This is a genomic window from Yoonia sp. 208BN28-4, assembly GCF_037543925.1.
Classification (GTDB): Bacteria; Pseudomonadota; Alphaproteobacteria; order Rhodobacterales; family Rhodobacteraceae; genus Yoonia.
In genome coordinates this window covers 358,176-382,717 of sequence record NZ_JBBIFY010000002.1, presented here as the reverse complement: position 1 = coordinate 382,717, position 24,542 = coordinate 358,176, and the positions used below count along the sequence as shown (strand labels likewise).

23 protein-coding genes and 1 riboswitch are annotated in these 24,542 nt (G+C 58.6%); of the genes, 5 read left to right on the top strand and 18 right to left on the bottom strand.

Features of this window, described 5'->3' with window-relative positions; all coding sequences use genetic code 11:
* Positions 1-44: 44 nt before the first annotated feature.
* A complete protein-coding gene (locus tag V8J84_RS08020; RefSeq protein WP_339929849.1) occupies positions 45-497 on the bottom strand; it encodes an Lrp/AsnC family transcriptional regulator in 453 nt (150 codons plus the stop codon).
* Positions 494-949, bottom strand: a complete 456-nt coding sequence (locus V8J84_RS08015; RefSeq protein WP_339929847.1) for an Lrp/AsnC family transcriptional regulator — start codon at positions 947-949, stop codon at positions 494-496. The genes V8J84_RS08020 and V8J84_RS08015 overlap by 4 nt, the downstream gene beginning before the upstream one ends.
* A 131-nt stretch (positions 950-1,080) precedes the next feature.
* On the opposite strand from V8J84_RS08015, the gene ilvC reads away from it, so the two are divergent.
* A complete protein-coding gene (gene ilvC / locus V8J84_RS08010; protein ID WP_339929845.1) occupies positions 1,081-2,103 on the top strand; it encodes a ketol-acid reductoisomerase in 1,023 nt (340 codons plus the stop codon).
* Positions 2,104-2,158: 55 nt separating this feature from the next.
* Here ilvC and V8J84_RS08005 read toward each other — a convergent pair whose 3' ends face one another.
* Positions 2,159-2,323 carry a hypothetical protein gene (locus V8J84_RS08005; RefSeq protein ID WP_339929843.1) on the bottom strand — a complete coding sequence of 55 codons (165 nt, stop codon included), beginning with the start codon at positions 2,321-2,323 and terminating at the stop codon, positions 2,159-2,161.
* Between the two features lie 141 nt (positions 2,324-2,464).
* Here V8J84_RS08005 and V8J84_RS08000 point away from each other — a divergent pair, with 141 nt between their 5' ends.
* Both V8J84_RS08000 and V8J84_RS07995 read left to right on the top strand, forming a co-directional pair.
* Positions 2,465-2,926 carry a GyrI-like domain-containing protein gene (locus V8J84_RS08000; protein ID WP_339929841.1) on the top strand — a complete coding sequence of 154 codons (462 nt, stop codon included), beginning with the start codon at positions 2,465-2,467 and terminating at the stop codon, positions 2,924-2,926.
* A 70-nt stretch (positions 2,927-2,996) separates the two neighbouring features.
* On the top strand, positions 2,997-3,911 hold the full coding sequence (locus V8J84_RS07995) for a DMT family transporter (RefSeq protein WP_339929839.1): 915 nt from the start codon (positions 2,997-2,999) through the stop codon (positions 3,909-3,911).
* On the opposite strand, the gene glmM is transcribed toward V8J84_RS07995, so the two are convergent.
* From glmM to V8J84_RS07955, 8 genes are all read right to left on the bottom strand, one after another.
* Complete coding sequence (glmM, locus tag V8J84_RS07990; RefSeq protein WP_339929837.1) at positions 3,908-5,251, bottom strand: phosphoglucosamine mutase; 1,344 nt, start codon at positions 5,249-5,251, stop codon at positions 3,908-3,910. The genes V8J84_RS07995 and glmM overlap by 4 nt on opposite strands.
* Positions 5,244-6,260 (bottom strand): dihydropteroate synthase, encoded by a 1,017-nt coding sequence (gene folP, locus V8J84_RS07985; RefSeq protein WP_339929835.1) that lies wholly within the window; start codon positions 6,258-6,260, stop codon positions 5,244-5,246. The genes glmM and folP overlap by 8 nt, the downstream gene beginning before the upstream one ends.
* Positions 6,257-7,171, bottom strand: a complete 915-nt coding sequence (locus V8J84_RS07980; RefSeq protein WP_339929833.1) for a dihydroneopterin aldolase — start codon at positions 7,169-7,171, stop codon at positions 6,257-6,259. Before V8J84_RS07980 ends, folP begins: the two co-directional genes overlap by 4 nt.
* Before the next feature lie 95 nt (positions 7,172-7,266).
* Positions 7,267-7,941, bottom strand: a complete 675-nt coding sequence (locus V8J84_RS07975) for a cell wall hydrolase (protein ID WP_339929831.1) — start codon at positions 7,939-7,941, stop codon at positions 7,267-7,269.
* A 169-nt stretch (positions 7,942-8,110) separates the two neighbouring features.
* Positions 8,111-10,657: a putative PEP-binding protein gene (locus tag V8J84_RS07970; RefSeq protein WP_445285960.1), complete on the bottom strand. Its 2,547-nt coding sequence runs from the start codon at positions 10,655-10,657 to the stop codon at positions 8,111-8,113.
* A 75-nt stretch (positions 10,658-10,732) separates the two neighbouring features.
* Complete coding sequence (glyS, locus tag V8J84_RS07965; protein ID WP_339929829.1) at positions 10,733-12,790, bottom strand: glycine--tRNA ligase subunit beta; 2,058 nt, start codon at positions 12,788-12,790, stop codon at positions 10,733-10,735.
* Positions 12,790-13,320 carry a DUF6446 family protein gene (locus V8J84_RS07960; protein WP_339929827.1) on the bottom strand — a complete coding sequence of 177 codons (531 nt, stop codon included), beginning with the start codon at positions 13,318-13,320 and terminating at the stop codon, positions 12,790-12,792. The genes glyS and V8J84_RS07960 overlap by 1 nt, the downstream gene beginning before the upstream one ends.
* Positions 13,317-14,252 carry a glycine--tRNA ligase subunit alpha gene (locus V8J84_RS07955; protein ID WP_339929825.1) on the bottom strand — a complete coding sequence of 312 codons (936 nt, stop codon included), beginning with the start codon at positions 14,250-14,252 and terminating at the stop codon, positions 13,317-13,319. Before V8J84_RS07955 ends, V8J84_RS07960 begins: the two co-directional genes overlap by 4 nt.
* Positions 14,253-14,495: 243 nt before the next feature.
* Between V8J84_RS07955 and V8J84_RS07950 the strand changes: the two genes are divergently transcribed.
* Positions 14,496-16,253, top strand: a complete 1,758-nt coding sequence (locus tag V8J84_RS07950; protein WP_339929823.1) for a trypsin-like peptidase domain-containing protein — start codon at positions 14,496-14,498, stop codon at positions 16,251-16,253.
* Here the strand turns inward: V8J84_RS07950 and V8J84_RS07945 are convergent.
* The 6 genes from V8J84_RS07945 to metZ form a co-directional block, all read right to left on the bottom strand.
* Complete coding sequence (locus V8J84_RS07945; RefSeq protein ID WP_339929821.1) at positions 16,240-17,862, bottom strand: thiamine pyrophosphate-binding protein; 1,623 nt, start codon at positions 17,860-17,862, stop codon at positions 16,240-16,242. The two genes, V8J84_RS07950 and V8J84_RS07945, sit on opposite strands and share 14 nt — an antisense overlap.
* A 2-nt stretch (positions 17,863-17,864) precedes the next feature.
* A complete protein-coding gene (locus tag V8J84_RS07940; protein WP_339929819.1) occupies positions 17,865-19,313 on the bottom strand; it encodes a TrkH family potassium uptake protein in 1,449 nt (482 codons plus the stop codon).
* 143 nt (positions 19,314-19,456) lie between these two features.
* Positions 19,457-20,362 carry a hypothetical protein gene (locus V8J84_RS07935; RefSeq protein WP_339929817.1) on the bottom strand — a complete coding sequence of 302 codons (906 nt, stop codon included), beginning with the start codon at positions 20,360-20,362 and terminating at the stop codon, positions 19,457-19,459.
* Between the two features lie 108 nt (positions 20,363-20,470).
* Entirely contained in the window at positions 20,471-21,574 is a 1,104-nt protein-coding gene (gene folE2 / locus V8J84_RS07930) for a GTP cyclohydrolase FolE2 (RefSeq protein ID WP_339929815.1), read from the bottom strand.
* A gap of 123 nt (positions 21,575-21,697) precedes the next feature.
* A complete protein-coding gene (locus V8J84_RS07925) occupies positions 21,698-22,096 on the bottom strand; it encodes a GNAT family N-acetyltransferase (protein WP_339930699.1) in 399 nt (132 codons plus the stop codon).
* Positions 22,097-22,167: 71 nt separating this feature from the next.
* The gene (gene metZ / locus V8J84_RS07920) at positions 22,168-23,352 is read right to left on the bottom strand and encodes an O-succinylhomoserine sulfhydrylase (RefSeq protein ID WP_339929813.1); all 1,185 of its coding nucleotides are present in this window, start codon (positions 23,350-23,352) and stop codon (positions 22,168-22,170) included.
* Between the two features lie 61 nt (positions 23,353-23,413).
* A riboswitch (SAM riboswitch) is annotated at positions 23,414-23,491 on the bottom strand.
* A gap of 118 nt (positions 23,492-23,609) precedes the next feature.
* On the opposite strand from metZ, the gene V8J84_RS07915 reads away from it, so the two are divergent.
* On the top strand, positions 23,610-23,936 hold the full coding sequence (locus tag V8J84_RS07915; protein WP_339929811.1) for a PilZ domain-containing protein: 327 nt from the start codon (positions 23,610-23,612) through the stop codon (positions 23,934-23,936).
* Here V8J84_RS07915 and V8J84_RS07910 read toward each other — a convergent pair.
* Positions 23,933-24,529, bottom strand: coding sequence for an inner membrane-spanning protein YciB (locus tag V8J84_RS07910; RefSeq protein WP_339929809.1), 597 nt, complete (start codon positions 24,527-24,529; stop codon positions 23,933-23,935). The genes V8J84_RS07915 and V8J84_RS07910 overlap by 4 nt on opposite strands.
* Positions 24,530-24,542 lie beyond the last annotated feature (13 nt).

The window sequence follows — 24,542 nt, the reverse complement described above, 5'->3', positions numbered from 1 at the left end:
GGGCGCTTAAGCCGTATTTGAGGAAACGCTGTTTCGTATGATCGTCAGATTGGCCCCGGCAGGCGTTCTTCTGACAACAGCACGTTTGCTTCAACATTTCCCACACCGGGCAGCGTCATGATCCGCCGCCGCAAAACCCGCTCGAAATCCGTTAGATCGCGGGCGACCACTCGCAGGCGGTAATCATAAAGGCCCAGAACATGCTCAACGCTTTGCACCTCCGCGATGCCGGTCACGGCGCGCTCGAAATCCTCGAGGCTGACGCGCCCTTTCGTGGCCAGTTTCACGCCCAGAAACACCGTCACCGTAAATCCGGCCTTCTGTGCATCCAGCACCAGTCTGCGCCCTGCCAGAACGCCAGCATCCTGCAATCGCTTGATCCGCCGCCACGTGGCAGGTTGCGACAGGCCCAGCTTCTCTCCCAGTCGTCCGGTTGGCTGCGTGGCATCCACGACCAACAAGCGCAGAAGATTACGATCCAGATCATCCAATGTCATAGAGGCAGCGCCTCGTCCTGCTTGACGGTCGCCACAGTCATTAGCGCCTCGATATCCGCGATATGCGGCAGGGTCAGGATGCTGTCACGATAAAGCGTCTGGTAGTGCGGCAAATCGCGCGCCATCAACGCCAGCCGCACATCGACCTGCCCCAGAAACGTTTGTATCTCCAAGACCTCCGGCACCTGTCGTGCCGCCGCCAGAAATTCATCAAAGGCCCGCGCAACGGTCTTATCCAGCGTGATCCTCAGCGCGACGTGCACCGCAAACCCAAGTGCGGCCCAGTTGATCCGCGCCTGTTGCCCCGCGATGATCCCTTCATCGATCAACCGGTCCACGCGGCGCGTCACACGGGCCGTGGTCATACCGACACGCGCGGCAAGCTCCGGCATGGTCAGGCTTGGGTCGGCCTGCATCTGGCGCAAAATCGCGCGGCTTTCATCATCAAGCATAATTTACACCGCTAAATGACGAAATGGCGCATAACAAGTATCATTTTGCCAAAAATACTCAAAAATCCAACTTCACTTCACGCAAAACGCCCGATATCCACACCGCAGAATTCAACAAGGAGTGCAAAATCATGCGCGTTTATTACGATCGCGATTGCGATGTGAACCTCATCAAAGACAAAAAAGTGGCCATCCTTGGTTACGGCTCCCAAGGCCACGCCCACGCGCTGAACCTGCGCGACAGCGGTGCCAAGAACCTTGTCGTCGCCCTGCGCGAAGGCTCTCCTTCCCAGGCCAAAGCTGAAGGTGAAGGCCTGAAGGTTATGGGCATTGCCGAAGCCGCTGCTTGGTGTGACGTCATCATGTTCACCATGCCCGATGAACTTCAGGCAGAGACATACAAGAAATACGTGCACGACAACATCAAGCCAGGTGCCGCGATTGCGTTCGCCCACGGCCTGAACGTGCACTTTGGCCTGATTGAGCCGAAGGACGGCGTTGACGTCATCATGATGGCGCCAAAAGGTCCGGGCCACACTGTGCGCGGCGAATACACCAAAGGCGGCGGCGTGCCCTGCCTGATCGCGGTGCACACAGATGCATCCGGCAAAGCGCAGGAAATCGGTCTGTCCTATTGTTCGGCGATCGGCGGCGGTCGCTCCGGCATCATCGAAACCAACTTCCGTCAGGAATGCGAAACAGACCTATTTGGTGAGCAGGCCGTGCTATGCGGCGGTATCGTCGAGCTGATCCGTTGCGGCTTTGAAACACTGGTCGAGGCTGGCTACGAGCCGGAGATGGCGTATTTCGAGTGTCTGCACGAGACCAAGCTGATCGTGGACCTGATCTATGAAGGCGGCATCGCCAACATGGATTACTCGATCTCGAACACTGCCGAGTATGGCCAGTACGTGTCCGGCCCGCGCATCCTGCCTTACGACGAGACAAAGAAGCGCATGAAAGACGTGCTGTCGGACATTCAGACCGGTAAGTTCGTGCGTGACTTCATGCTGGAAAATGCTGTGGGCCAGCCCACGCTGAAAGCTTCCCGCCGCGCCAATGACGAGCACCAGATCGAGCTGGTCGGTGGCAAGCTGCGCGACATGATGCCTTGGATTTCCGAAGGCAAGATGGTCGACAAAGCCAAGAACTAATTTGCCATCACGGTAAAGAAAAAGGGCGCCCCGATCAGGGCGCCCTTTTTTATGTTTAGCGGAACGGCTGCGGGCCGGGACCGTCTTTGGCAAGCGATGATTTCGGGGCATCATCATTGGCCATACGATCCTTCGTGCGCTTTTTGCTCCAGACCGCGATCCCGATCGCGGCAAGCAGTGTAAACAGGGCAAGGGCTGGCAACAGGTATGGACCTGACATCATTTTCTCCTTTTGTGTGTCGCGTTCTCTTGCGGACATAACCCGCAAACGGCTGATCCGTTCCCTAGGGGCAGACCAGCCCGATTTGGAGAATTGCGGGCCCACGTCTAAACTGCGTGTGCCATAGCAAGGAGTAAGACCATGTCGATCACGCGCGAGACATTGACGGGGCAGCCCTATCTTTATGTGGATAAGGAGTGTCCTTACGGCCCCGAGATCGCTGATGCGATGGGCGCGGGCTTTGGTGAAGTGTTCGGGTTTGTGGGCCAACACGGGATTACGCCGCAATCCATGCCGATCACGGTCTATATGGCGATGGACCCGTCCATGCTGCGCTTTCGGGCCGGTGTGATGGTATCGGCAGAGGACGCGGCGAAGGCCAGCGGTGATGTAAAAGCAGACGTCCTTCCCGAAGGTGACGTGATGAAGACGACCCACACCGGTCCCTACACATCACTGAATGAAACGCATCAGGCGCTCTGGTCGCATATGGAGGCCGAAGGGATACCCGCGGCCATGCCCGTGTGGGAGGTCTACATCAATGATCCGGGCGAAACGCCGGAAGCAGATCTGAAAACGGATGTGTTTCGCGCCATCGCCTGAACCAAATCAGGCTTGTCGCGTTAGCCATTAGCGCGCACAAAGCACGCGACGCGGATCATCAGGCAGGACCATGGCAAATCATCCCACTCCGGCCAACTGGGCCTCGATCGCGGCCCTTGGGCTGATTTGGGGCGGGACGTTCATGGTCGTGCGTATCGCTCTTGATGGCTATGGACCGCTGACCGTGGCGGCTGCGCGCACTGCACTTGGCGCGACTGCCCTGCTGAGCCTGATGGTGGCGTTGCGCCGCCCGATGCCTGTCTTTGACCGGCGCATGATCAAATACCTGACCGTGATCGGTCTGCTGAATACAGCGCTGCCGTTTGCATTGCTCAGTTGGGGGCAGCAATATGTGCCGTCGGCCTTTGCGGGCATCTCCATGGCGGCCTTGCCCTTGTTTGTCCTGCCGCTGGCACATGTTTTTACCGACGAAAAGATGACGACACGCACCACTCTTGGGGTGATCCTTGGCTTTTTCGGCGCGCTGGTGCTGATCGGCCCGTCAGTCCTGCGTCTTGGCACAGGACTAGAGCCGCTGGGCCAACTGGCCTGTATCGCCGCCTCATGTTCCTATGCGGTGTCCAGCATCATGACCCGCCGTTGCCCACCCATTGATCCCATCGTCATGGCGGCGCTTCTGCTTTTTGTGGGGTCCGTGCCGCTGATCCCTGCCATGCTGCTGATCGAGGGCGTGCCAAGCCTGTCTGACGCGCGCAGCACATGGGCGATCCTGTTTCTGGGCTTCATCCCGACAGCGCTAGCCGCATTGATCCGCGTGGCGACGATCCGCACAGCAGGAGCGGTCTTTATGACGCTGGTAAACTATCAGGTGCCGGTCTGGTCGATGATCTTTGGCGCTTATATCCTCAGCGAGGCGCTGCCACTGCGGTTCTTCGCGGCACTGGGCCTGATCCTGCTGGGGCTGGCAATCAGCCAATGGGCCAGCTTGCGTCGTATCGTGGGCCGCGCGCCCGCGACAGGTTAAGCGCCCGCCTGCACCTCGGCCACGATGCTGTCGACAACCTGTTCCAGAAGAACCTCGTCCTCGCATTCGGCCATGACGCGGACAAGCGGTTCTGTGCCCGACTTGCGGATCAACAAACGCCCTTTGCCCGTCAGACGCGCCTCTGCATCCTTGATTGCGGCGGTCACTGTCGCGGACGACAGCGGGTCCTGCCCAAGGCTATAGGTTACGTTCTTAAGCATCTGCGGCACGGTCTCGAATGTGCGGCTTAGCTCGCTGGCCGACTTGCCGGTTTCGATCATGGCGGCAAGGAATTGCAGACCCGCCAGAAGCCCGTCACCTGTGGTCGCAAAATCGGTCATCACGATATGGCCCGACTGCTCGCCCCCCAGATTGAATCCGTTTTCGCGCATCTTCTCGACGACATAGCGGTCGCCGACCGCTGTGCGTTCCAACCGAAGGCCGCGGCCATCCAGATACCGCTCCAACCCCAGATTTGACATAACAGTCGCCACCAGCGTGTCGCCGTTGAGACGGCCCTGATCAGCCCACTGACCAGCAAAAAGCGCCATGATCTGATCGCCGTCAGCCACCTGACCACGCTCATCAAGGATCATCACGCGGTCGGCGTCCCCATCAAGACAGATGCCTACATCGGCACCATGGCTCAGGATTGTTTCGGCGGTCAGCGTAGTGTTTGTCGATCCGCAATTATCGTTGATGTTCAATCCATCAGGGCTGACGCCAACGGGGATGACAGTTGCGCCCATTTCCCACAACACTTCTGGCGCGACCTTATAGGCCGCACCATTGGCGCAATCGATCACGACTTTCAGACCGTCCAGCCGCATGCCTGACGGGAACGTTGACTTTACCCGTTCGGCATAGCGGAAACGCCCGTCATCAATACGCTTGGCGCGTCCGATGTTATTGGCCTGCGCGGGTTGAATATCGCCCGCAATCAATTCCTCAATCGCAGTTTGTGCATCGTCCGACAGTTTGAACCCGTCAGGGCCAAACAGTTTGATGCCGTTGTCGTGGTGCGGATTGTGGCTGGCCGAAATCATGATGCCCAGATCGGCGCGCATAGAGGTCGTCAGCAAACCAACCGCAGGTGTCGGCACAGGGCCAAGCAACAACACGTTCATGCCCGTTGATGTCAGACCCGCCGTCAGCGCATTTTCAAACATGTAGCCCGACAGGCGCGTGTCTTTGCCAATCACCACGCGATGACCGTTGGACCCGTCATTGCGGAAATAACGCCCCGCTGCCGCGCCGATCTTCAAAGCCATATCGGCTGTCATCGGATGGATGTTCGCCTTGCCACGCACACCATCGGTGCCAAACAGTTTCTCAGCCATATGTCTGTGTCCCACTCAGTGCCAGTTGCAGGTCTAACGCCTGCCTTGTTTGTTTGGTATCATGCACACGCAGGATCTGCACCCCCTGCGCCGCCCCGTGCAGCGCAACAGCCAATGATCCGCCTACCCGTTGTGCCGCGTCATCCTCGCCCGACAGTGTCCCGATAAAGCGTTTACGTGATGCGCCCAAAAGGATGGGCAAACCAAGGCTATGATAGACCGCAAGACCGCGCAGCAGGGTCACATTGTGTTGCAATGTCTTACCAAACCCGATGCCCGGATCGACAATGATGCTGTCGCGCGCGATGCCTGCGCTTGTGGCCGCGTCTATCCGCTCGGCCAGATGATCATAGACGTCGCACAGCACGTCATCGTAATTGGCTTGCGATTGCATCGTCTCCGGCGTGCCAACCGAATGCATCAGGCAAACCGGCACGCCCGCACCGGCCACCACAGAGGCCATGTCGCGATCAAAGCGTAGGGCCGTCACGTCATTGACCATATCGGCCCCCGCATCAAGAGCGGCCTGCGCCACGGCGGCCTTGCGCGTATCAATAGAAATGGGTGTCGTGATGCCCGCATCGCGAATGGCGCGAATGACGGGGGCGGTGCGCCTAATCTCCTCTGAACCCGTCACCTCTGCCGCGCCGGGCCGCGTGCTTTCCCCGCCGATATCAAGGATATCCACGTCCGCCGCCATTGCACCGGCCCGCGTGACAGCATCGGCAATGCCGGAAAGGGTGCCACCGTCCGAAAAGCTGTCGGGCGTGACGTTCAAGATGCCCATGATGCGGGGCTGGTCGAACGTCAGACCACACACGTCCGCCCGAAGCGCTGAAAGACGTTTCGAGGCCTCTGCCGACAGGTGGTCACTTGCCTGACGTGTCGCAGTCTGGCCCCGATCAAACACGTCGACCTGCGTGAAACGAACCGTTTCGCTTCCGGCAAGACGGGTCACATCGCCGTCCTCGGACGCTGAGACAGGAACAGGTCGGACGTAAGGCGTCATAGCGGGTCTTCGATGCCGATGGCGCGGGTCGCGATAGCTGTGTCGGGTGCAGTGTCACCGATCACCAAAAGCTCGGCCGCGTCCATCTCGGCGGCGAACCATGCGGACAACGCGGCCCCGTTACTGGCTTCGGCGGGCGGGCCATCTACGGCATCCAGCACAATCTTGGACGGCGCCCAGATGCAAATCTGGCCGTTCTTCATGGCCCAATCAAGTTCGGTGCGGGTGGCCACAACCTTGCAACGATGATCGCGTGCCGCCAGAACCCAAGCGTTTTGTTCAATGGCCAACAGATCAATCCGGCGCTGGGTCATGGCATGGCCTGTCTGGGGCGCGGGCAAGGCCCCTGCCCCCACGGTCAGGATCAACGGCGCATCCTGCGCGGCAAGACTGTCGATCCAGTCACTTAGCCGTGGTGACGTCATCGCGTCATTGGACAGATGTACGACGCGCGGATGTGGCACCGCGGGTGTGTCTGTCACGACCGTCGCGTGTCCATCGCGCGCCCTCACGATCTCAACGCCCAAGGCAAAGGGGCCGCGATCCAGCTTTTCGATCCGTACGAAGACACGCTCTGCCTGTGGTTCAAGCAGGATACGGTCAGCCACGCGGGCCGCCAGCGTTTCAAGCAAGTTAATCCGCTCCGCCTCAAGCTCTGCGGCGATCGCATCGGTCACGCGATCATAGGACAGGATGCGATCAACATCGTCATCGATCGGCCCTGTCAGCGGCAGCACCTCAACCACCACGTTGAAGACCACACGCTGCAAGGTGCCGCGTTCCTGTTGAAAGGCGCCGATCTCGACCTCGACGATATAGTCGCGCAACGAGATGCGATCATAGGGCATATCACTGCTGGCCGCGGCCCGCTCGGACGGATGCGCAAAGGCAAGGCGGATGTCGTCGGTCATGGCTGTCCTTCTTCTGGCGTTGATCGGGGCATAATTGCCCGATCAGGCCAGAGCAAGTGTAAGAACAAGCGGCACGCAGGACCGCACAAGCGACTTTAGTTGGACGCTGTGCGGGTCGGCTGGCGATAAAAGTGGTGCGAACCGATGGTCGCGGTGCGCGGGAAACGACGGGCCCAAGACGGGCTGACAGCGCGCGTATGGTAGTGGGTTGCACCTTCGGTCAATGCGCGTGGCGCACCATCAAGCAACAAACGGGCCACTTTCCCGATACGATTGTAGGCGCCAATTTCGTTGATCCGGTCAGAGCGGCCATCGCAGGTATAGGTGAACTGGCAGGCAAACCGGCGGCCTGTGCCCTGATTGATCACGCCACACGCGCTATCAGGATAGGCAGAGCTATCGACACGGTTCAAAATAACTTCGCCAACAGCAAAAAGGCCGCGCACGGTTTCACCGCGGGCTTCGTGATAAAGCGCCTCGGACAGGCATTCCCACTGCGCACCGCCGCCTGCGACGGGCAGTGCATCAAGGTAGGCGCGGTCGTAGCTGATGGTTGTCGGCGCTGTCTGCACATCACGTTCGGAGGCTGGCGGCAGTACGGTCAGCGCGGCCATCGTCGCATCAGGCACGACGGACAGTGCCTGACGTTCCGCACCCAGCAAGGCACCAAGACGACTGGCCAGAACCTCATCAGCGGCGACCGGTGTCGCCAACGCAATAATGCATGCCGCCGCAAAACCTGACGCGGCGCGCCACAAACCAAAACGCATGTTTTATGTCCCAATCTCGCGTGGATCAGCCCCACACAGGCGCGGCGTCTTTAGGCCATCATTTTGCAGAGGTCAAATGCAGGCGGCCCTGCGCCGCGTAGCAGACGTAACCGTTCAGTGAACGGAAACAATCCTTTTCAATATCAGGTGGTTGAGGTGGGATTGATCGCTAAATATCCGAATTCGCGAGGTCCAAAAGCGTCAACTGGGCGGCGGAAAGCCGCGCAACAGGAACGCGGAACGGCGAGCAGGACACGTAATCGAACCCCTGACTGCGGCAAAATGCAATCGCAGAGCGTGTTCCGCCATGTTCACCACAGATCGAAAGCGTGACATCAGGGCGGCCAAGGCGCCCCCGTTCGGCACCGATTGACAGCAATTCACCCACACCTTCGACGTCCAAACTGTGAAACGGATCTTCGTCGTAGACCCCCTGCTGGACATAGGCCGACATAAAGCGCCCCGCGTCGTCGCGCGACAGGCCATAGGTCATCTGGGTCAGATCGTTTGTGCCAAAAGACAGGAAAGAAGCGTGCTGCGCGATATCCTCGGCCCGCAAAGCGGCGCGCGGGGTTTCGACCATCACACCCAGCTTGTATTTGAAATCGACCTTGGACGATGCGGCAACCGATGCCGCAATCGCATCGATCCGCGATTTGACCAGTTCCACCTCTTTCATCGCGCTCACAAGCGGGATCATGATCTCGGGGACCACAGGCGTGGCCGACGCAACTGTCGCCTCAAAGATCGCGCGGGCCTGCATTTCGTAAATCTCGGGGATCGCGATGCCAAGGCGCACGCCACGCATGCCCAGCATGGGATTGTATTCCGTCAATGCCGCAACGCGTTCGGATACTTCGAACAATGGCAACGCAAGCTGTTCAGCCAGATCGCGCAGACCTGCTTTATCGCTTGGCAAAAATTCGTGCAGTGGCGGATCGAACAAGCGGATACAGACAGGCTGGCCCTGCATGATGTCAAACAGTTCGCCAAAATCAGCGCGCTGGATCGGCAGCAGGCGGTCAAGCACAGCACGCCTGTCCGCGGCTGTTTCGGCAAAGATCATCTCGCGCATGACGCCCAGACGGTCACTGCCGAAGAACATGTGTTCCGTGCGGCACAGCCCGATACCTTCGGCGGCAAAATTGCTGGCGGTCTTGGCATCAAGCGGCGTGTCGGCATTGGCCCGCACGCCGATGTCGCGAATATCGTCAGCCCAATCAAGCAGTGTTTGGAACGCACCATCAAGCGCCGCTTCAGTCATGGCGGGCTGTCCGGCCAGCACATCGCCAGCGGTGCCATCTACGGTGATCACATCACCCGCGGCAAACTGGCGCCCGTCAGGCGAGATAATGAGGCCTTTCCTCAGGTCAATCGACAGATCAGAGGCCCCCACCACGCACGGCAGGCCAAGACCGCGCCCGATAACGGCGGCATGGCTGGTGATACCACCGCGCATGGTCAGCACCGCATGCGCTGCGTGCATGCCACGAATGTCTTCGGGCGTGGTTTCTCGGCGCACAAGGATACACGCCTCGCCACGGGCCGCACTTGCCTGGGCCTCGCTTGCGGTCAGAACGATTTTGCCGGTCGCAGCACCGGGACTGGCAGCAATGCCGCTGACGATCAGGTCACGCTCTGCGCTTGGGTCAACTTGCCTGTGCAACATCTCGGACAATGCTGTGGGCTGCACGCGCAGCACGGCCTCTTCGCGGGGAATGATCTTGTCCTCGGCCAACGCAACCGCGATGCGCACACTGGCACGGCTTGACCGCTGGACCCGCACCGCATCGAGTATCCAAAGCGCGCCGGACTCGATTGTAAATTCGACCGACATCTCTTCACGCAGCTTGCGACGGCACACATCGCCGTATTCCACAAGGCGGGCAAAGATATCGGGGCAGAGGTCTTCAAGTGATGGGCCACGATCATCATGGGTCAGAAATATCGCGCCTTCGACATCGCCCAACGCCTCGCGCCGCTGGCTTTGCCCCAGATAGCGCCCTTTGATCTGCGGTTGACCGGTTGCCGCATCGACATACTGGATCACACCTGTGCCGCACTCGCCCGGCCCTACGCCAAGCGCCATGGCCTGCACCACAAGGCCAAGACCCGCGTCAGCGGGCGCACCTTTCGCCTGACGCAGCAGGCGGGCCGTCGTGCCTTCCCATGCGCGGGCCATGGACCGGAGAACTTCTGCCAGTTGCACAGCCGGGTCTTGCGGGAACACTTCGTCAGTTTCGAATTCGAACGCATCCAGCGCCTGTTTCAGACCCGCCTGCCCTGCGTTGGCTGGCAAATCGAACATTTCTGGATCAAGCCGTGCCACGTGGATCGCGTAGGATTGCACGAACCGCAGATAAAGCCGCGTGGCCAAAGGTTCGCCAATGTCCTTAACCATTTGGGCGTGACGCGCGTCACACATCCCGATATTCAGGATTGCGCCCGGCCCCCCCCAGTCAGGGTCCTGACTGGACGGACGCACCGACAAAAGCGGCGTGTCGCCAAAGGGAAACAGCACCTCGTCCATCGCTGGCATCTGACCGTTTGCAATCCGGTGCACCGCGTCAAATGAAAGCGCAACCGTGGTCGGAACAGGCATGTCCAATCGCACCAGCCGCTGCAGGCATTTCGCCCGCCCGCCATAGACATCCGCCTTCATAGGCGCTGTCGCGGTGATCAAGGTCACCGGATCGAAGGTCCGTTGTTGCTGCACCGCGGCGTCTTTCTTTGCTGTGCCTGCAACATAGGCCTATGACCCGTCGCCTGTAAAGAAAGCGTTACAGCGCTGTCAGCCTTCAATGCGCGTCAGATCGGCCACAGACATGCAAATCGTGCGAATACGGCTCAGCAGGTTCAGACGGTTCCGACGAATGATCTCGCTTTCTGCATTGACCTGAACATCGGTGAAAAACGCATCAATCGGGCCGCGCAAATCAGCCATAGCCGCCATTGCAGAGCCAAAGTCCTGCGCGTCCATCGCGGGTGCAATCTTCGCCTCCGCCGCATCCAGTGCTGCAAACAGCGCCTTTTCTGCAGGCTCTTCAGCAAATTTCACGTCGGCCCCATAGGAGTATTCTACGCCATCCTTGCTCTCGGCCTGTGTCAGAATGTTGTTGGCGCGCTTGAAGCCCTGCAACAGGTTCTCACCGTCGTCAGTTTTCAGTGTCTCGGACAACGCCTGCGCGCGCTTGACCAGCAGCGTCAGATCATCGTTGCCCGGCATGGCGATGCAGGCGTCGATGATATCGTGGCGGATACCTTGATCTTTCAGGAATACCTTCAAGCGGTCATGGAAGAAAGACAGCAAGTCAGCCGACCAGCTGGCATCGCCAAACACCTTCGACAACGGCAACGTCAGATCGTTCGTTACGATCAACCGGATGACACCCAACGCGGCGCGGCGCAGGGCAAACGGGTCTTTGGAGCCTGTTGGCTTCTCGTCAATGCCCCAGAACCCTGTCAATGTGTCCAGCTTGTCGGCCAAGGCAACGGCGACAGAAACAGGCGCGGACGGCACGGTATCGGATGGGCCCAACGGTGAGTAATGCTCTTGCGCGGCGGCCGAGACAGCGGGCGACAAGCCAGCCGCGTCAGCATAATAGCGCCCCATAAGCCCTTGAAGTTCAGGGAATTCCCCGACCATCTCGGATTGCAGATCGACCTTTGCAATGCGCGCGGCGGCCGCGGCTTCTTCCGCATCAGCCACCACCATCGGCGCGATTTCAGCAGCCAAAGTGGCAATCCGGTCGACACGGTCAAACTGTGTGCCCAGCTTGTTGTGGAACGTCACGGATTTCAGACCATCGGCCCACTCATCCATGCCCGCCTTCGCCACACGCAGATCGTTTTCCCAGAAAAATTTGGCATCCGACAGCCGCGCGAAAAGGACCTTTTCGTTACCAGCCAGAATGGTCATGCCCTGATCTGGCGTTTCGATGTTGGCGACAGTCACAAACCGCTCAATCCGGCCAGACTTCGCATTGCGCACCGAAAAGAACTTCTGATGCTCTTTCATCGAAGTTTGCAGCACCTCGGGCGGGAGGTTCAGGAAATCATCAGCGATGCGGCCCATCAGGGTTACCGGCCATTCAACAAGCCCCGCAACTTCGGTCAGCAATCCACGATCTTCAACAACCTCAAGACCCAGTGCAAAGGCCTGATTGGTCGCGTCGTGCCAGATCGTCTCAGCGCGTTCTTCGGCGCGCAGCATGACCTTGGCGCGCTTCAGCTTTGCCTCGTAATCATCGAAGGACACGACAGAAAAGGCATCCGGCCCCATAAAGCGATGACCGCGTGTCGTGTCGCCTGATGTGATCCCGTCAATGGTCAGCGGCACCACTTCGGCACCAGCTTCATCGCTCAGAATACACAGGATCGTATGCAGAGGACGCACCCAACGCAGCGTGCCTGTGCCCCAGCGCATCGCTTTGGGCCACGGGAAATTGCGCACAGCTTTTTCCAGCACCTCGGCGATAATATCGGCAGCCAGGCGTCCCGGCTTTTCGATCACGGCAAAGTAAACCTGACCCTTTTTGTCGTCGCGCAGCTCCAGCTGGTCCTTTGTCAAACCGGTCGATCGCAAGAACCCTTCAATCGCTTTATCAGGTGCCGACGCCGATGGCCCCTTGCGCTCTTCGCGCACAGGCTTGCTTTCGGCCATCAGACCTTCGACCGACAGCGCAAGACGGCGCGGCGTGGCAAAGGCGGCGGCGCTGGCATAGGTCAGACCCGCCTCGACCAGCCCGTCTGTCACCAGCTTTTGCAGGTCGGCAGCGGCCTTGGCCTGCATCCGCGCAGGAATTTCCTCGGAGAAAAGCTCGATCAGAAGATCACGGTTAGCGGCCATCAATTCAGACTTTCAGGTGGTGTTGGGCAGCCCTCTGGCGGGCGGTTTCCGTCAAAGACAACTTCGCCGCACGCATTGATCTGGTGCCATGCAAAGGCGCTGCCGTCAGGATAGACGGCGACGATCCGGTCGATCCCGTATTGGATGTTTTCCTGCCCCAGAAAGGCAACAGCATCGCCGGTCTCAAGATCCTCACCGATCCGGCGCGCGTCAAAGCAATCAAACCAGTTCGGGGCAACCAAGGGTTCGGCTGCGTCGTAAATCTCGTAAGTCTCGGTCAGCGTGGCCAGCGACATGCCGGTATTAAAGCAGGCACGAAAGCGCACAGGGCTGCTGTCACTGTCGATCGCCTTGAAGTTTTCGAACAAAATCTCTTCTGGCTGGCCTGTGACAAGTGACGTTAATTGCACTTCCGCAACTTCCGCATTCACCTCTTCATAAAAGCCGTAGACCTGAAAATAATACATCGCCATGCCGGCGACTAAAGCTGATGTGCCTAGTCCCACGATAAATACCTTTCCCGCATTCATGCCACGACCTTTTCAGGAACGGCCCCGCCAGCAGTGGTTTGTACAAACGCATCCGCACAGGCTTTGGCCAGCGCACGCACACGTCCGATATAGGCCTGACGTTCCGTGACAGAGATCACACCGCGCGCGTCCAGCAGATTGAACAGGTGGCTGGCCTTGATGCACTGGTCATAAGCCGGATGCGCCATGATGATGCGCTTGCCCGTCTTAGGATCGTCGTGGGCCTGCGCCAGAATACGCTCGCACTCGGCCTCTGCATCCTTGAAGTGCTGCAAGAGCGTATCGGTGTCGGCCACGTCAAAGTTCCAGCGTGCGTATTCTTCTTCGGTCTGCTTGAAGACGTCGCCATACGTCAGCGCGATGGGTGCATCAGGATCGTTGTAAGGCATGTCCATGACGTGATCCACGTCAAGAATATACATCGCCAGACGCTCCAACCCGTAGGTCAGCTCTCCTGACACCGGTTTGCAGTCATGCCCGCCAACCTGCTGAAAGTAGGTGAATTGCGACACTTCCATGCCATCGCACCAGACTTCCCAGCCAAGCCCCCACGCGCCCAGCGTCGGGCTTTCCCAGTCGTCTTCCACGAAGCGGATATCATGCATCGCCGCATCAACGCCAATCGCCTTGAGCGATCCCAGATACAGGTCCTGCAAGTCCGGCGGCGATGGTTTGATCAACACCTGATACTGATAGTAATGCTGCAACCGGTTCGGGTTCTCGCCATAGCGCCCGTCCGTGGGGCGGCGTGACGGCTGCACATAGGCCGCGGCCCAAGGCGTTGATCCCAGCGACCGCAGCGTCGTGGCAGGGTGAAATGTGCCCGCCCCCACTTCCATGTCGTAGGGTTGCATCACCGCACAGCCCTTGGCCGCCCAATAGGCCTGAAGCCTCAGGATGATCTCTTGAAAACTGCGTGGTTTATCTGCCATCGGGCCATCTCCGTCATATCCCGCGTTCAATAGGGTGCCGCGGGTATGGGTGCAAGACTGGGATCACAGGTTGCGGTGTCGCATCGACGCTGCGGGTCAATCAGGCCACGCCTGTCTAATTCTTGCCGACCATATGTCGAATCGGGGTGTGTCTGGCTTTACTTCTGATAGGTTTTGCCAAAGTCACAGACACCAGATTAAAGCGAACGATATTCCATGCAGTATTTCAGGCTGATCGCCGCCATGTTCATCACTTTTTTTGCCGCTCTTCCCGCCACCGCCCAGAACACGGTTTGGGTGCAGGTCGAGGCGCAACCGACACTGACCGCAGCACAAGATCGCGTGCGCGCCTATGCTGCCGATCTTGAGGATGTGGCCGGTTTCTATCTTGGGTCCGGTTGGTACGGGATCGTGTTGGGGCCATACAGCCGCGACGATGCAGATACGTTGCGCCGCCGTTTGCGCAGCGAAGGCCGCATTCCACGCGATGCGTTTATCGCCGTGGGCGACAACTTCCGCCAGCAGTTCTGGCCGATTGGCGTAGGTGCAGCCACCACCGCACAACCCCTGCCTGACGCGGATACAAGCGCCGACGTAACTGCCGAGGCGGTCACGCAAGAGACCGACGAGGCGCCGGTTGAACCCGTTGTTGCGCCAGAACCTGTTATCGCCGTGCCTGACGAAACAGTCGCCGAGGCGCGCGCCTCCGAGGCGGCACTGAGCCGGCCCGAGAAAGAACTGCTGCAAATCGCCCTGAAGTGGGCTGGTTTCTACGAAGCCGCGATCGATGGCGCTTTCGGGCGCGGCACGCGGGCCTCCATGCGCGCATGGCAGGACGCCAACAACCACGAAGACACAGGCGTTCTGACCACCGCACAGCGCAGCGAACTGATCGACGCTTATAACGCCGTATTGCGCGGCATGGACCTGCAAATGGTACGTGACGATGCCACCGGTATCGAGATGGTGATCCCCACAGGCGTCGTGGAATTTGCCGAATACGAACCGCCCTTTGCGCGTTTTGATGCCAAGGGCGATCTGCAGGCCCGCGTCCTGCTGATCAGTCAGGAAGGCGATCAGGATCGTCTGTTTGGCCTTTATGAAATCCTGCAAACTCTCGCCATCGTGCCGATGGACGGGCCACGGTCACGCGACAGCAATTCCTTTGTTCTGGAAGGGATCGGCGACGGCATCCACTCCTACACCACCGCCACCTTGCGCGATGGTCAGATCAAGGGTTTCTCGCTCATTTGGCCTCAGGGTGACGAAGAACGCCGCAGCCGTGTGCTGCAAAACATGCAGGCCAGCTTCAACACCATTCCCGGTGTGCTTGACCCCGCCATCGCCCTGCCCGACGAAGATCAGGCCGTTGATCTGGTTGCAGGTCTTGCGGTGCGCAAACCTTCGCTGTCACGCTCCGGTTTCTATGTGGATGGGCGCGGGTCTGTCCTGACCACATCCGAGGCAGTGCAAGGCTGCGAACGTATCAGCATCGACGACACACATGACGCCGATGTTGTGCATCTGGACGATGCACGTGGTCTGGCCGTGTTGCGCCCGCAGACGGCACTTGCCCCGCTGGGTGTGGCAGCCTTCCAGACATCTGTCCCGCGTTTGCAATCGGAGGTGGCTGTGTCCGGTTACCCTTACGGCGGCGTGCTGGCCGCCCCGTCCCTGACATTCGGTAAGCTGGCAGACATTCGCGGCCTGAACGGCGAGGAAGAGGTCAAGCGCCTTGCACTGGCCGCGCGTGACGGTGACGCTGGTGGCCCTGTGTTTGACAATGGCGGCGCTGTTTTGGGCATGTTATTGCCACGCACGGTGGACAACGGTCAGGTCCTGCCCCGCGACACAAGCTTTGCCGTCGACGCCACCGAGATTATCACATCGCTTGGCGCTGCCGGTATTTCCATCGAAACGACTGACACTGTCGCCTTCATGCCACCGGAAACCCTGACATTGCGCGCCACAGATGTGACCGTGCTGGTTAGCTGCTGGTAAGCACAGTCGCATCAAGATAGATCAGCGTTGGCCCCTGACGGGCCAGCGCTGACCGCACGTCATCGGCCATTTGCGCAAGTGTCTGCGGGGCCGCGCTGGCCGCACCGTAGGCCTCTGCCAGTTTGACGAAATCGGGATTTTTCTGGATGACTGCATTTGGCGCTATTTGTGCGCGCACCATGCTGTCTTCGATCTCGCCTAATTTGCCGTTGTCCCAGACGATGATCGGCAGTGACAATTCAAGTTCGACCGCGACCATCAGTTCCTGCAACGTGTACTGAAAACCGTAGTCCCCCGCGACCGCCACCACAGGCTGATCGGGTTTGCCGATTTTGCCTCCGATCGCCGCAGGAAGCGCATAGCCCAGCGTGCCAAAGCCATAGGGGTGATGCCACAGGTTGGGGCGGGCCATGGGCCAGACCTCTTTGGCGGCATAGGCAAACTGCGTCATGTCGGAATAGATGATCGTATTGTCTGGCAATGCAGCCCGCAGCGCATCGGCCACCGGCAGAATGCCTGGCCGCTCCATGTCGATCTCAGTGCGCCATGCCGTGCGCTTGTCTGCAACTTCTTGTGGAGTCCAGCCCGTGGCAGCGCGATCAGGAAGGGCCGCGTCAAGTGCGGCGAAAAAGGCCTCAGCATCGCTGCGCACAGGCTGCTGTCGGGCAATGTTTTCCGACAACACCTCGTCATCAATATCCACCCGCAAAAGGCGTCCACTATGGCCCAGATCATCGCGCCACAGATCAACCTCTGACAGTGTTGTGCCAACCGCAATAACCAGATCGGCGCTGGCGATGACATCCGCGCTGCCAACCCGCGCCAGCGTTGCGCCAAAGTGTAATGGGCTGTCATCCGGCACGATCCCGCGACCGGCATAGGTGGTAAAGGTAGCCGCCCCCGTTTTGCGTAGCACCCTTTCCAGCAACTCCGGACGTGATTGGCCCAGATCGGGATAGCCAAGCGCAACAGCGCCGCCACCAAAGACAAACAGCGGACGCTTCGCCTCAGACAGCAGGGCTGCGGCATAAGTGATCCAGTCAGGCTCCGGCTGGATCGGACGTGGGCCAAGTGCGGCCTTGGCAGGCCAGCTTTCGGGGGCTGCGCCTTCCAGCAGCGGGATAGGCACCTGAATATGCTTGGGGCGTTTGCGCCCGATGGTCATCTCGCCCAAGGCGCGGTCGATCAGATGATAGGCAGCATCTGGCGTCACTGCTGTCTCGGACCAGTCACAAACCGCTGCCGCCGCCCCTTCCTGATCGCGCATCTGATGCAACTGCCCACGCGTCGCGGCTGTGTCCAAAAGGCAGGACGACAGCACCAGAAGCGGCACGCTGTCGGAATAGGCCTGCCCCATCGGGGTCATGATATTGCACAGGCCCGGTCCGGTGATGACATAGGCCACACCCGGCCTGCCTGTCGCACGCGCATATCCGTCCGCCATAAAGCCAGCACCCTGTTCGTGCCGCGCCAGCACATGCGTCAGCCCCGCCTCTTCGATGCCGCGATACATTTCCTGATTATGGACGCCCGGAATACCGAAGATTGTGCTCACGCCACGCGCTTTGAGCATGTGGGAGATTTGTGCGCCTAAAGGTCGGTTTGCCATCGTTATGATTTCCAGAATTTCGGGGCCAGAATGGCCAGCACCACCATAATCTCTAGTCTGCCGATAAACATCGCGGCGGCCAGTATCCATTTCGCCAGATCGTTCAGACCCGCGTAATTTCCAGCCGGTCCGATCTCTGGCCCAAGACCCGGGCCGATGTTCCCGATGGCAGCAGCAGCACCTGATACGGACGTGATAAAATCGAGACCCGTCATCCCCAGCAACACGGTTGTAAGCCCCAGCAGGATCAGGAAAGCCACAAAGAACGCCATCACCGAATTGAGAACGTCATCGCTGACCTTACGCCCTTCATAGCGCGGCGGAAAAATACCGTGCGGCGAATGGATTTGTCTGATCTGGCTTTTGATAGATGCGAACAAAAGCTGATAGCGGAAAACCTTGACCGAGCATGACGTTGATCCCGCGCATCCGCCGATCAGACCAATGAAGAAAAACACCACGACCGGAAATGTGCCCCAGACCATGTAATCGGCGCTGGCATAGCCTGTGCCTGACATGATCGACAACACGTTGAACAGCGACTCTCGGAAGGCCTGTTCGGTGACAAAGCCATCGCGCCCCCAAAGCCAGCTTGCCACCAGCAATACGCAGATGGCGTAGGTCAGGAAAAACGCCTTGATCTGGCTGTCCTGAAAAAGCGGTCGCGCCTCGCCTGCCAAAAGCTGCACAAAGCGCACAAACGGCAGCGCGGCGAGGAACATAAAAACGACAGCGACATAGTGCGATGCAGGATTGTAGGCGCCAAACGACGCGTCAGAGTTGGCCATGCCGCCTGTCGAAACCGTTGTCATCGCGTGGCAGAACGCGTCAAACGGCGCCATGCCCGTGCTGTAGTAGGCCAGCGCGCAAGCCAGTGTCAGCGCGACATAGATCACCGAAATATCGCGCGCAATCTGACCCGCGCGCGGCAGGATTTTTCCCATCGTGTCAAAGGCTTCCGATCGGAAGATCTGCATACCACCGACCCGCAGTTCCGGCAGGAACACCATCGCAACCACGATGATACCAACCCCGCCTAACCATTGCAGGATTGCCCGCCAAACCTTGAGCCCCTCCGGCAGCGCCTCTAACCCGCTGAACACGGTGGCACCGGTTGTGGTCAGGCCCGACATCGCCTCAAAAAATGCGTTGGTGAATGTGGCGTTGGTCGCGCCCAGCACAAAGGGGATCGCGCCAAAGATCGGCAACGAAAACCAGACAAAGATGGTCAAAAGAAACGTCTGCCGCAGGTTCAGCCCTGCTGTCACGCCATTCGCGCAGGCGATCGCAACAAGCCCGCCGCAGAGCACCGTCAGCACCGAGGATTCAAAGAAAACCGGCCAATGCCCGTTGCCCGCCCACAGGTCGAACCCCAGCGGCACCAGCATGGTGACACCCAGCGACGCAATCAGCAGTCCGATAACATATCCCGCAGGGCGTAAATCAACCATATGGCAGGGTTGGCGCGAGGGGGCGGGATAGTCAAGCGGTAGCGGGCGCGTGTGCGTGGGACTGTGTGCAAACTACGCGACAGGCCTGAGCTTGGCTTGATGCATGGCAAGGCACACACGTATCTCGGATCTTGTTAAATCTCCTATTTCCGACCGAACATGCGCAGTAGAATATTTCCGCCGCGTGGTTTGCCCTCAAGATCCCGCTCCCTGAGCTTGAATTTCTTGCGTCTTGCGAGACTTGAAACCTGAACGGGAAAATTGGTTTTCAACGAGACTGAATCCGTCTGGTCGCTCAATACAAGTGGGCCTTGATCTGTCTGAATCCAAAGGTGGCCGCGGGTATCGCCCACAGCTTCTTGCCAAAATGCAAATCTATAAGCGTAGCCATGCGCTTTAAGCGCTTTGACATGGCGCTTTGTCAGCCATCCGAAAGGCTCGTCATGTGGCAAACCATCCTTGTTCAGTGGCGGTGCGTATTGTGCAAAACCAGATGAGTTCACAATGCGATCAATCCAGTATTTCCTGAAAAGGTGTTCGGGACGCAGATCAATTGCGAACATATCGCAGACAGTTTGTTCGATTTCATTCGCGGTGAAGGGGAGGTCGTCGACAAGAGAATCAAGACGGCGGCGCAGCTTTTTGCAATTTGCATTGATCTCATCTGCGTTCAGGACGATCGGATGCTCGTCCACAGTCCCCTGATATCTCAATTTGATCTTCACATCATCTGCCAGCGCGTGCCAATCGTCGAAAACCGCCGCGATGTCGGGGTAGCCGATTTCACGCCACACAGCCGCGTTGGGGAAATAATCGGAATGCTCTTGTGATGATTTCGCTGCCTCCCTCATTGTCGCAACATGAAGTAATGCGTCGGCATCACCGATGTAAGGAGCGCGCAGGGTTTCTAAAACGTCCTGAACATTCTTGCTAAGTCCGTCCAGATGGGCGTCAACGCCTAAGTTAAATAGGTCATTGACGACGGCAACCGCCTTGATGCTGTTGGCTCCGTGAAACTCTCTTTCGTGTAAGACCAGCTTATCGTTCATCATTCCCGCTTTCTTAAGTCACGCGACAATGGTGCCTGACGCAAGAAAGCGCAAAAAGAAACCGTCGACGCACAAGCGACGTGCGTATTTCAGATCAGCGCGTGCTCACTACCCCACGTGGAACAGCGTTGCGAACATACGAGGATCAATGCTGGCACCTGCGAAGGTCTCACCTTCAGTCAGGACTGACACTGCGTCGTGGCTGTGCAGGCTTTCCTGATGGCTGGCGACAACGCGGAAATCACCGATGCGGCTGTCGGCCAGCAGTTGTTCGCAGAACAACCGGGCCGCGTCCTCGACAAAGATCGGGTTGGCGGCGTTTAGCTCGGCAAAGGCTTGTTCGTCCTCACGCTTGACCATCACTTGCGTTTCGGTCGGAACGGCGGCGCGGGCCATATCGATCAGGTCTTCGAACCACAGGATGTTTTTGTCGTCATCCACGACCAGCGACATGCGCGCGACAGAGCGTTGCGAATGCGGAGTGGCCAGCTGCCCACGGAATTGGCGGGCGTGTTCGGACAATTCCAGCGAACACGGGCATGTGGATGAATAGACGTAATCAAGATGCACGATCTTCTGGCGCACCCCTGCCCGTTCCACCAGCTCAAGCGCGATGTCGTAATACTGGTAACCTTCCAAGCCCGACCGCAGCGACTGCACCTTCATCGGAAAGGAAAAGCGCATCTGGATACGCGCGTCAAAGCTCTCAAGGTCGGTTTTATAGGCGTCCAGCGCCCGTTCGATCACTTCAAAGCTGAACGTCTCTTCGGCGTGCTTGTAGAAGGTGCGCATGATGCGCGACATGTTAATGCCCTTCTTTTCCGCCTCAAGCGATACGGTGCCGGTGACAGAGGTTTCCAGCGTCAGATCGCCGTTGTCGCGCATCTTGAAGCGGATCGGCAGGCGGAAGTTCGAGATACCAACGTGCTGGATATTCTGCCGCGCACCACGGATCAGCGATGACGGGCCGTTCTGCAAATCCGGCATTGATGCTTTATAAACATCATCAACTGCAAAATCCTCGGGGTACGCGCGGGCCAAGGCGGGGTAATTCGTGACCTCCTGTCCGGGGATCAGGCGGCTGACCAGCGGGTCTAGGGTGGCCACTTCCTCGGGCGTCACATCACCGGCCCAGCGCCGCAAAAGCGCAAGTGCGGCCTCGGCCTCTGCCCGGCTTGGTTCACGATCAATGTCGCGGGAATGAATATTCATGGTCTGGTCCCCCATCGGCCCGTCGTCCCCATCTATATGGGGCGCTTGCGACAGTTTTCTAACGGCTGCATCGATAATACGCGCCTGATGGTTGTTTGGATCTGTCACGCCATGAACCCTTGGTTAGGATAACGCCTTCATCATAAACCAGTTTTGCAAGGTGATTGCACCTTTTTCGACAGTATTGGCGCGGATCACGTCCCAGCCATGGTGCGCGAAAAAGGGCCGTGCGGTTTTGCTGGCATAGGTGGAAAGCTGCTGGATTGCGGTTGATCTGGCGTGAATTTCCAAGCGGGCAAGCAAGGCCGATGCGACGCCAGACCGGTGCATGTGCGGCGCGACAAACGCCATATCAACATAGCCGTGCCGGTCCATGTTCATGAACCCCACCAGCCTGTCCGTGACCGCAACATATGTCACGAGGCCCGCAAATCGCGAGACCGCCCAGTCGCTGGGCGGAAGAGCAGCGCACCATGCATCGCGCTCCGCCTTGCTATAGTCCGCCGCGGCCCCGATCTGCACTGCATCGTAAAAAATGGGTGCCAGCGCTGGACTATCCGCTGCGGCGAAAGGCCGAATGGTGACCACCGATCTCAGACCTGCGCAAGCGCCTGCATCAGATCAGCAAGCAGATCCTCAGCATGTTCCAATCCGCAGGACACGCGCACCAACCCGTCAGTAATCCCTAAGGTCGCCCGATGTTCTGGCGTCAGGCGCTGGTGGGTTGTGGTCGCCGGATGGGTCACGATGGATTTGCTGTCGGCAAAGTTGTTGGAAATAGTGAAAATCTCCAACGCGTTCAGGAACCGGAACGTTGCCTCTTTCCCGCCCTTCACATCAATCGCCAGAACTGTGCCGCCACGCTCTGACTGGCGCTGTGCCAGATCGTATTGCGGGTGCGACGGATGACCGGGGAAAATGACGTTTTCAAGCTTTTCGTGGCCGTGCAATGCCTCTGCCAACTTATCCGCCGTGTCGCACTGCGCATCGATCCGCAGTTGCATCGTGTCCAGCGACTTGAGCATCACCCACGCGTTAAACGGCGACATCGCCCCGCCGGAGTGTTTGAGATAGGCCTCAACCGGTCCACGGATCACATCGCGCTTGCCTAGCACCACGCCCCCCAGACAGCGCCCCTGCCCGTCAATGTGCTTGGTTGTGGAGTAGATCACCAGATCGGCACCGCTCTCGATCGCGTAGGTATAAATTGGCGTCGCAAAGACGTTATCAACCACCACCAGCGCATCATGCGAATGGGCCAGATCGGCTACGGCCTTGAGGTCAATCACCTCCAGCGTCGGGTTCGAGATGCTTTCCAGAAACACCAGTATCGTGTCAGGGCGGATCGCCGCTTCCCACTCGGCCAGATCACGGCCATCGACCAGCGTCACCTCAACACCAAATCGGCGCAGCACATCTTCCAACAGATACAGGCACGACCCAAACAGCGCGCGGCTCGACACCACATGATCGCCTGCCTTCAGCATCGACATCAGCGCACCGTTCACCGCCGCCATGCCCGATGCGGTGGCAAAACCAGCCTCTGCGCCTTCAAGCTGGGCAATCCGGTCCTCGAACATCGCAACGGTCGGATTGCCGTAGCGGGCGTAGATAAACTCGTCGCCCTCGATCTTGATAAAGCGCTCTTCTGCCGCCTCGGCCGTGTCATAGACAAAGCCTTGCGTCAGATAGATCGCCTCGGACACCTCACCATATTGGCTGCGGCGGATGCCGGAATGCACGGCTTGCGTGCGCTTGTGCCATTTGTTCGCAGTCATCGCGTTCTTTCCATATCCAATGGGGGCAATAAAAAACCCCGACACCGGGAACAGGTATCGGGGCTCACGCACCCTTACCCTTTTAGCGGCATGTTTAACGTGGCCCACAATCCGGTAACAAATCGCCACGGCGTCTTGCTATGCGTTGCGTGTGGCGGGGTCAAGCGGGCGGCGATCACAAGATTTCTGCCAGCCATTCACAATGTATTAGGTCATCGCAGCTAGGTGTTGGGCATACCAGCTACAGGAGCACTGCAATGCAATTTCGTGATCGCCGCTATCCCGCCGAATTCGATGCACGCGTCATGACACCCGACGGTGTCAGCCCGGCCCGCATTCTGGATGTGAACGCCAAAGGTGCGCAAATCCGGCTGGATACGCCCCTACAAGCGGGTAGCACGGTCCGGCTGGCCATTCTGGGCGATACGCTGACCGCAAAAATCCGCTGGACCCATGACGGGCGCGCTGGCATCGCTTTTCAACCCATGATCCCGCAGGCCATGGTGGATCGGATCAGCCATTGTTTTGGCACGCGCACCACAGGCAGACGGTTCGATTCATCACACCTGATGGAACTGCGCTAAAGCGGAGAGATCAGGTAGCGGCGTAGCGCCACGATCTGCCCCCATAGAAATGCGAAAAGCATGATGGGAAAGGCAAATGTCTCAATCTTCACCCACGCATCGGTCGACATTGTCCGCCAGACAATTTCGTTCAATACAGCCATGAACAGAAAGAACGCTGTGATGCGTTGGGTCAGGATCATCCAGCCCTTGCTTTTCATCGGCAAGAACTCACCCATCACCCACTCAAGATAGCTTTGCCCGCGCAACAACCCGATCCCAAGGATCACAACAAATGTGCCATAGACAATCGTCGTCTTCATCTTGAAGAAACGCTCGTCATTGAACCACGCGGTCAGTCCGCCGAAAAAGATCACCATAAAGGCCGTGAACATCTGCATCCGGCTTAACTGACGGGTCAGCGCCCACAGTATTCCCATCGCCACTAAAAGGATCGGCACAAAGATCAAAGTGGCCACGATAAAGCCGGAATATTCTGTTCCGCCAATCAGATAGGTGTCATCCTTGATCCTCAAATAGATCAGGAAAAAGACCAGTGTCGGGCCAAGTTCCAGCACCTGTTTCAGCACGGGATTGATCGTTTTCTCTGTCATACAAAGGGTCCTG

Bases quoted from the DNA above. Each gene is read 5' to 3' on its own strand.
- V8J84_RS08020 (WP_339929849.1), bottom strand. From the start codon at position 497: ATGACATTGGATGATCTGGATCGTAATCTTCTGCGCTTGTTGGTCGTG.
- V8J84_RS08015 (WP_339929847.1), bottom strand. From the start codon at position 949: ATGCTTGATGATGAAAGCCGCGCGATTTTGCGCCAGATGCAGGCCGAC.
- ilvC (WP_339929845.1), top strand. From the start codon at position 1,081: ATGCGCGTTTATTACGATCGCGATTGCGATGTGAACCTCATCAAAGAC.
- V8J84_RS08005 (WP_339929843.1), bottom strand. From the start codon at position 2,323: ATGTCAGGTCCATACCTGTTGCCAGCCCTTGCCCTGTTTACACTGCTT.
- V8J84_RS08000 (WP_339929841.1), top strand. From the start codon at position 2,465: ATGTCGATCACGCGCGAGACATTGACGGGGCAGCCCTATCTTTATGTG.
- V8J84_RS07995 (WP_339929839.1), top strand. From the start codon at position 2,997: ATGGCAAATCATCCCACTCCGGCCAACTGGGCCTCGATCGCGGCCCTT.
- glmM (WP_339929837.1), bottom strand. From the start codon at position 5,251: ATGGCTGAGAAACTGTTTGGCACCGATGGTGTGCGTGGCAAGGCGAAC.
- folP (WP_339929835.1), bottom strand. From the start codon at position 6,260: ATGACGCCTTACGTCCGACCTGTTCCTGTCTCAGCGTCCGAGGACGGC.
- V8J84_RS07980 (WP_339929833.1), bottom strand. From the start codon at position 7,171: ATGACCGACGACATCCGCCTTGCCTTTGCGCATCCGTCCGAGCGGGCC.
- V8J84_RS07975 (WP_339929831.1), bottom strand. From the start codon at position 7,941: ATGCGTTTTGGTTTGTGGCGCGCCGCGTCAGGTTTTGCGGCGGCATGC.
- glyS (WP_339929829.1), bottom strand. From the start codon at position 12,790: ATGGCCGCTAACCGTGATCTTCTGATCGAGCTTTTCTCCGAGGAAATT.
- V8J84_RS07960 (WP_339929827.1), bottom strand. From the start codon at position 13,320: ATGAATGCGGGAAAGGTATTTATCGTGGGACTAGGCACATCAGCTTTA.
- V8J84_RS07955 (WP_339929825.1), bottom strand. From the start codon at position 14,252: ATGGCAGATAAACCACGCAGTTTTCAAGAGATCATCCTGAGGCTTCAG.
- V8J84_RS07950 (WP_339929823.1), top strand. From the start codon at position 14,496: ATGTTCATCACTTTTTTTGCCGCTCTTCCCGCCACCGCCCAGAACACG.
- V8J84_RS07945 (WP_339929821.1), bottom strand. From the start codon at position 17,862: ATGGCAAACCGACCTTTAGGCGCACAAATCTCCCACATGCTCAAAGCG.
- V8J84_RS07940 (WP_339929819.1), bottom strand. From the start codon at position 19,313: ATGGTTGATTTACGCCCTGCGGGATATGTTATCGGACTGCTGATTGCG.
- V8J84_RS07935 (WP_339929817.1), bottom strand. From the start codon at position 20,362: ATGAACGATAAGCTGGTCTTACACGAAAGAGAGTTTCACGGAGCCAAC.
- folE2 (WP_339929815.1), bottom strand. From the start codon at position 21,574: ATGAATATTCATTCCCGCGACATTGATCGTGAACCAAGCCGGGCAGAG.
- metZ (WP_339929813.1), bottom strand. From the start codon at position 23,352: ATGACTGCGAACAAATGGCACAAGCGCACGCAAGCCGTGCATTCCGGC.
- V8J84_RS07915 (WP_339929811.1), top strand. From the start codon at position 23,610: ATGCAATTTCGTGATCGCCGCTATCCCGCCGAATTCGATGCACGCGTC.
- V8J84_RS07910 (WP_339929809.1), bottom strand. From the start codon at position 24,529: ATGACAGAGAAAACGATCAATCCCGTGCTGAAACAGGTGCTGGAACTT.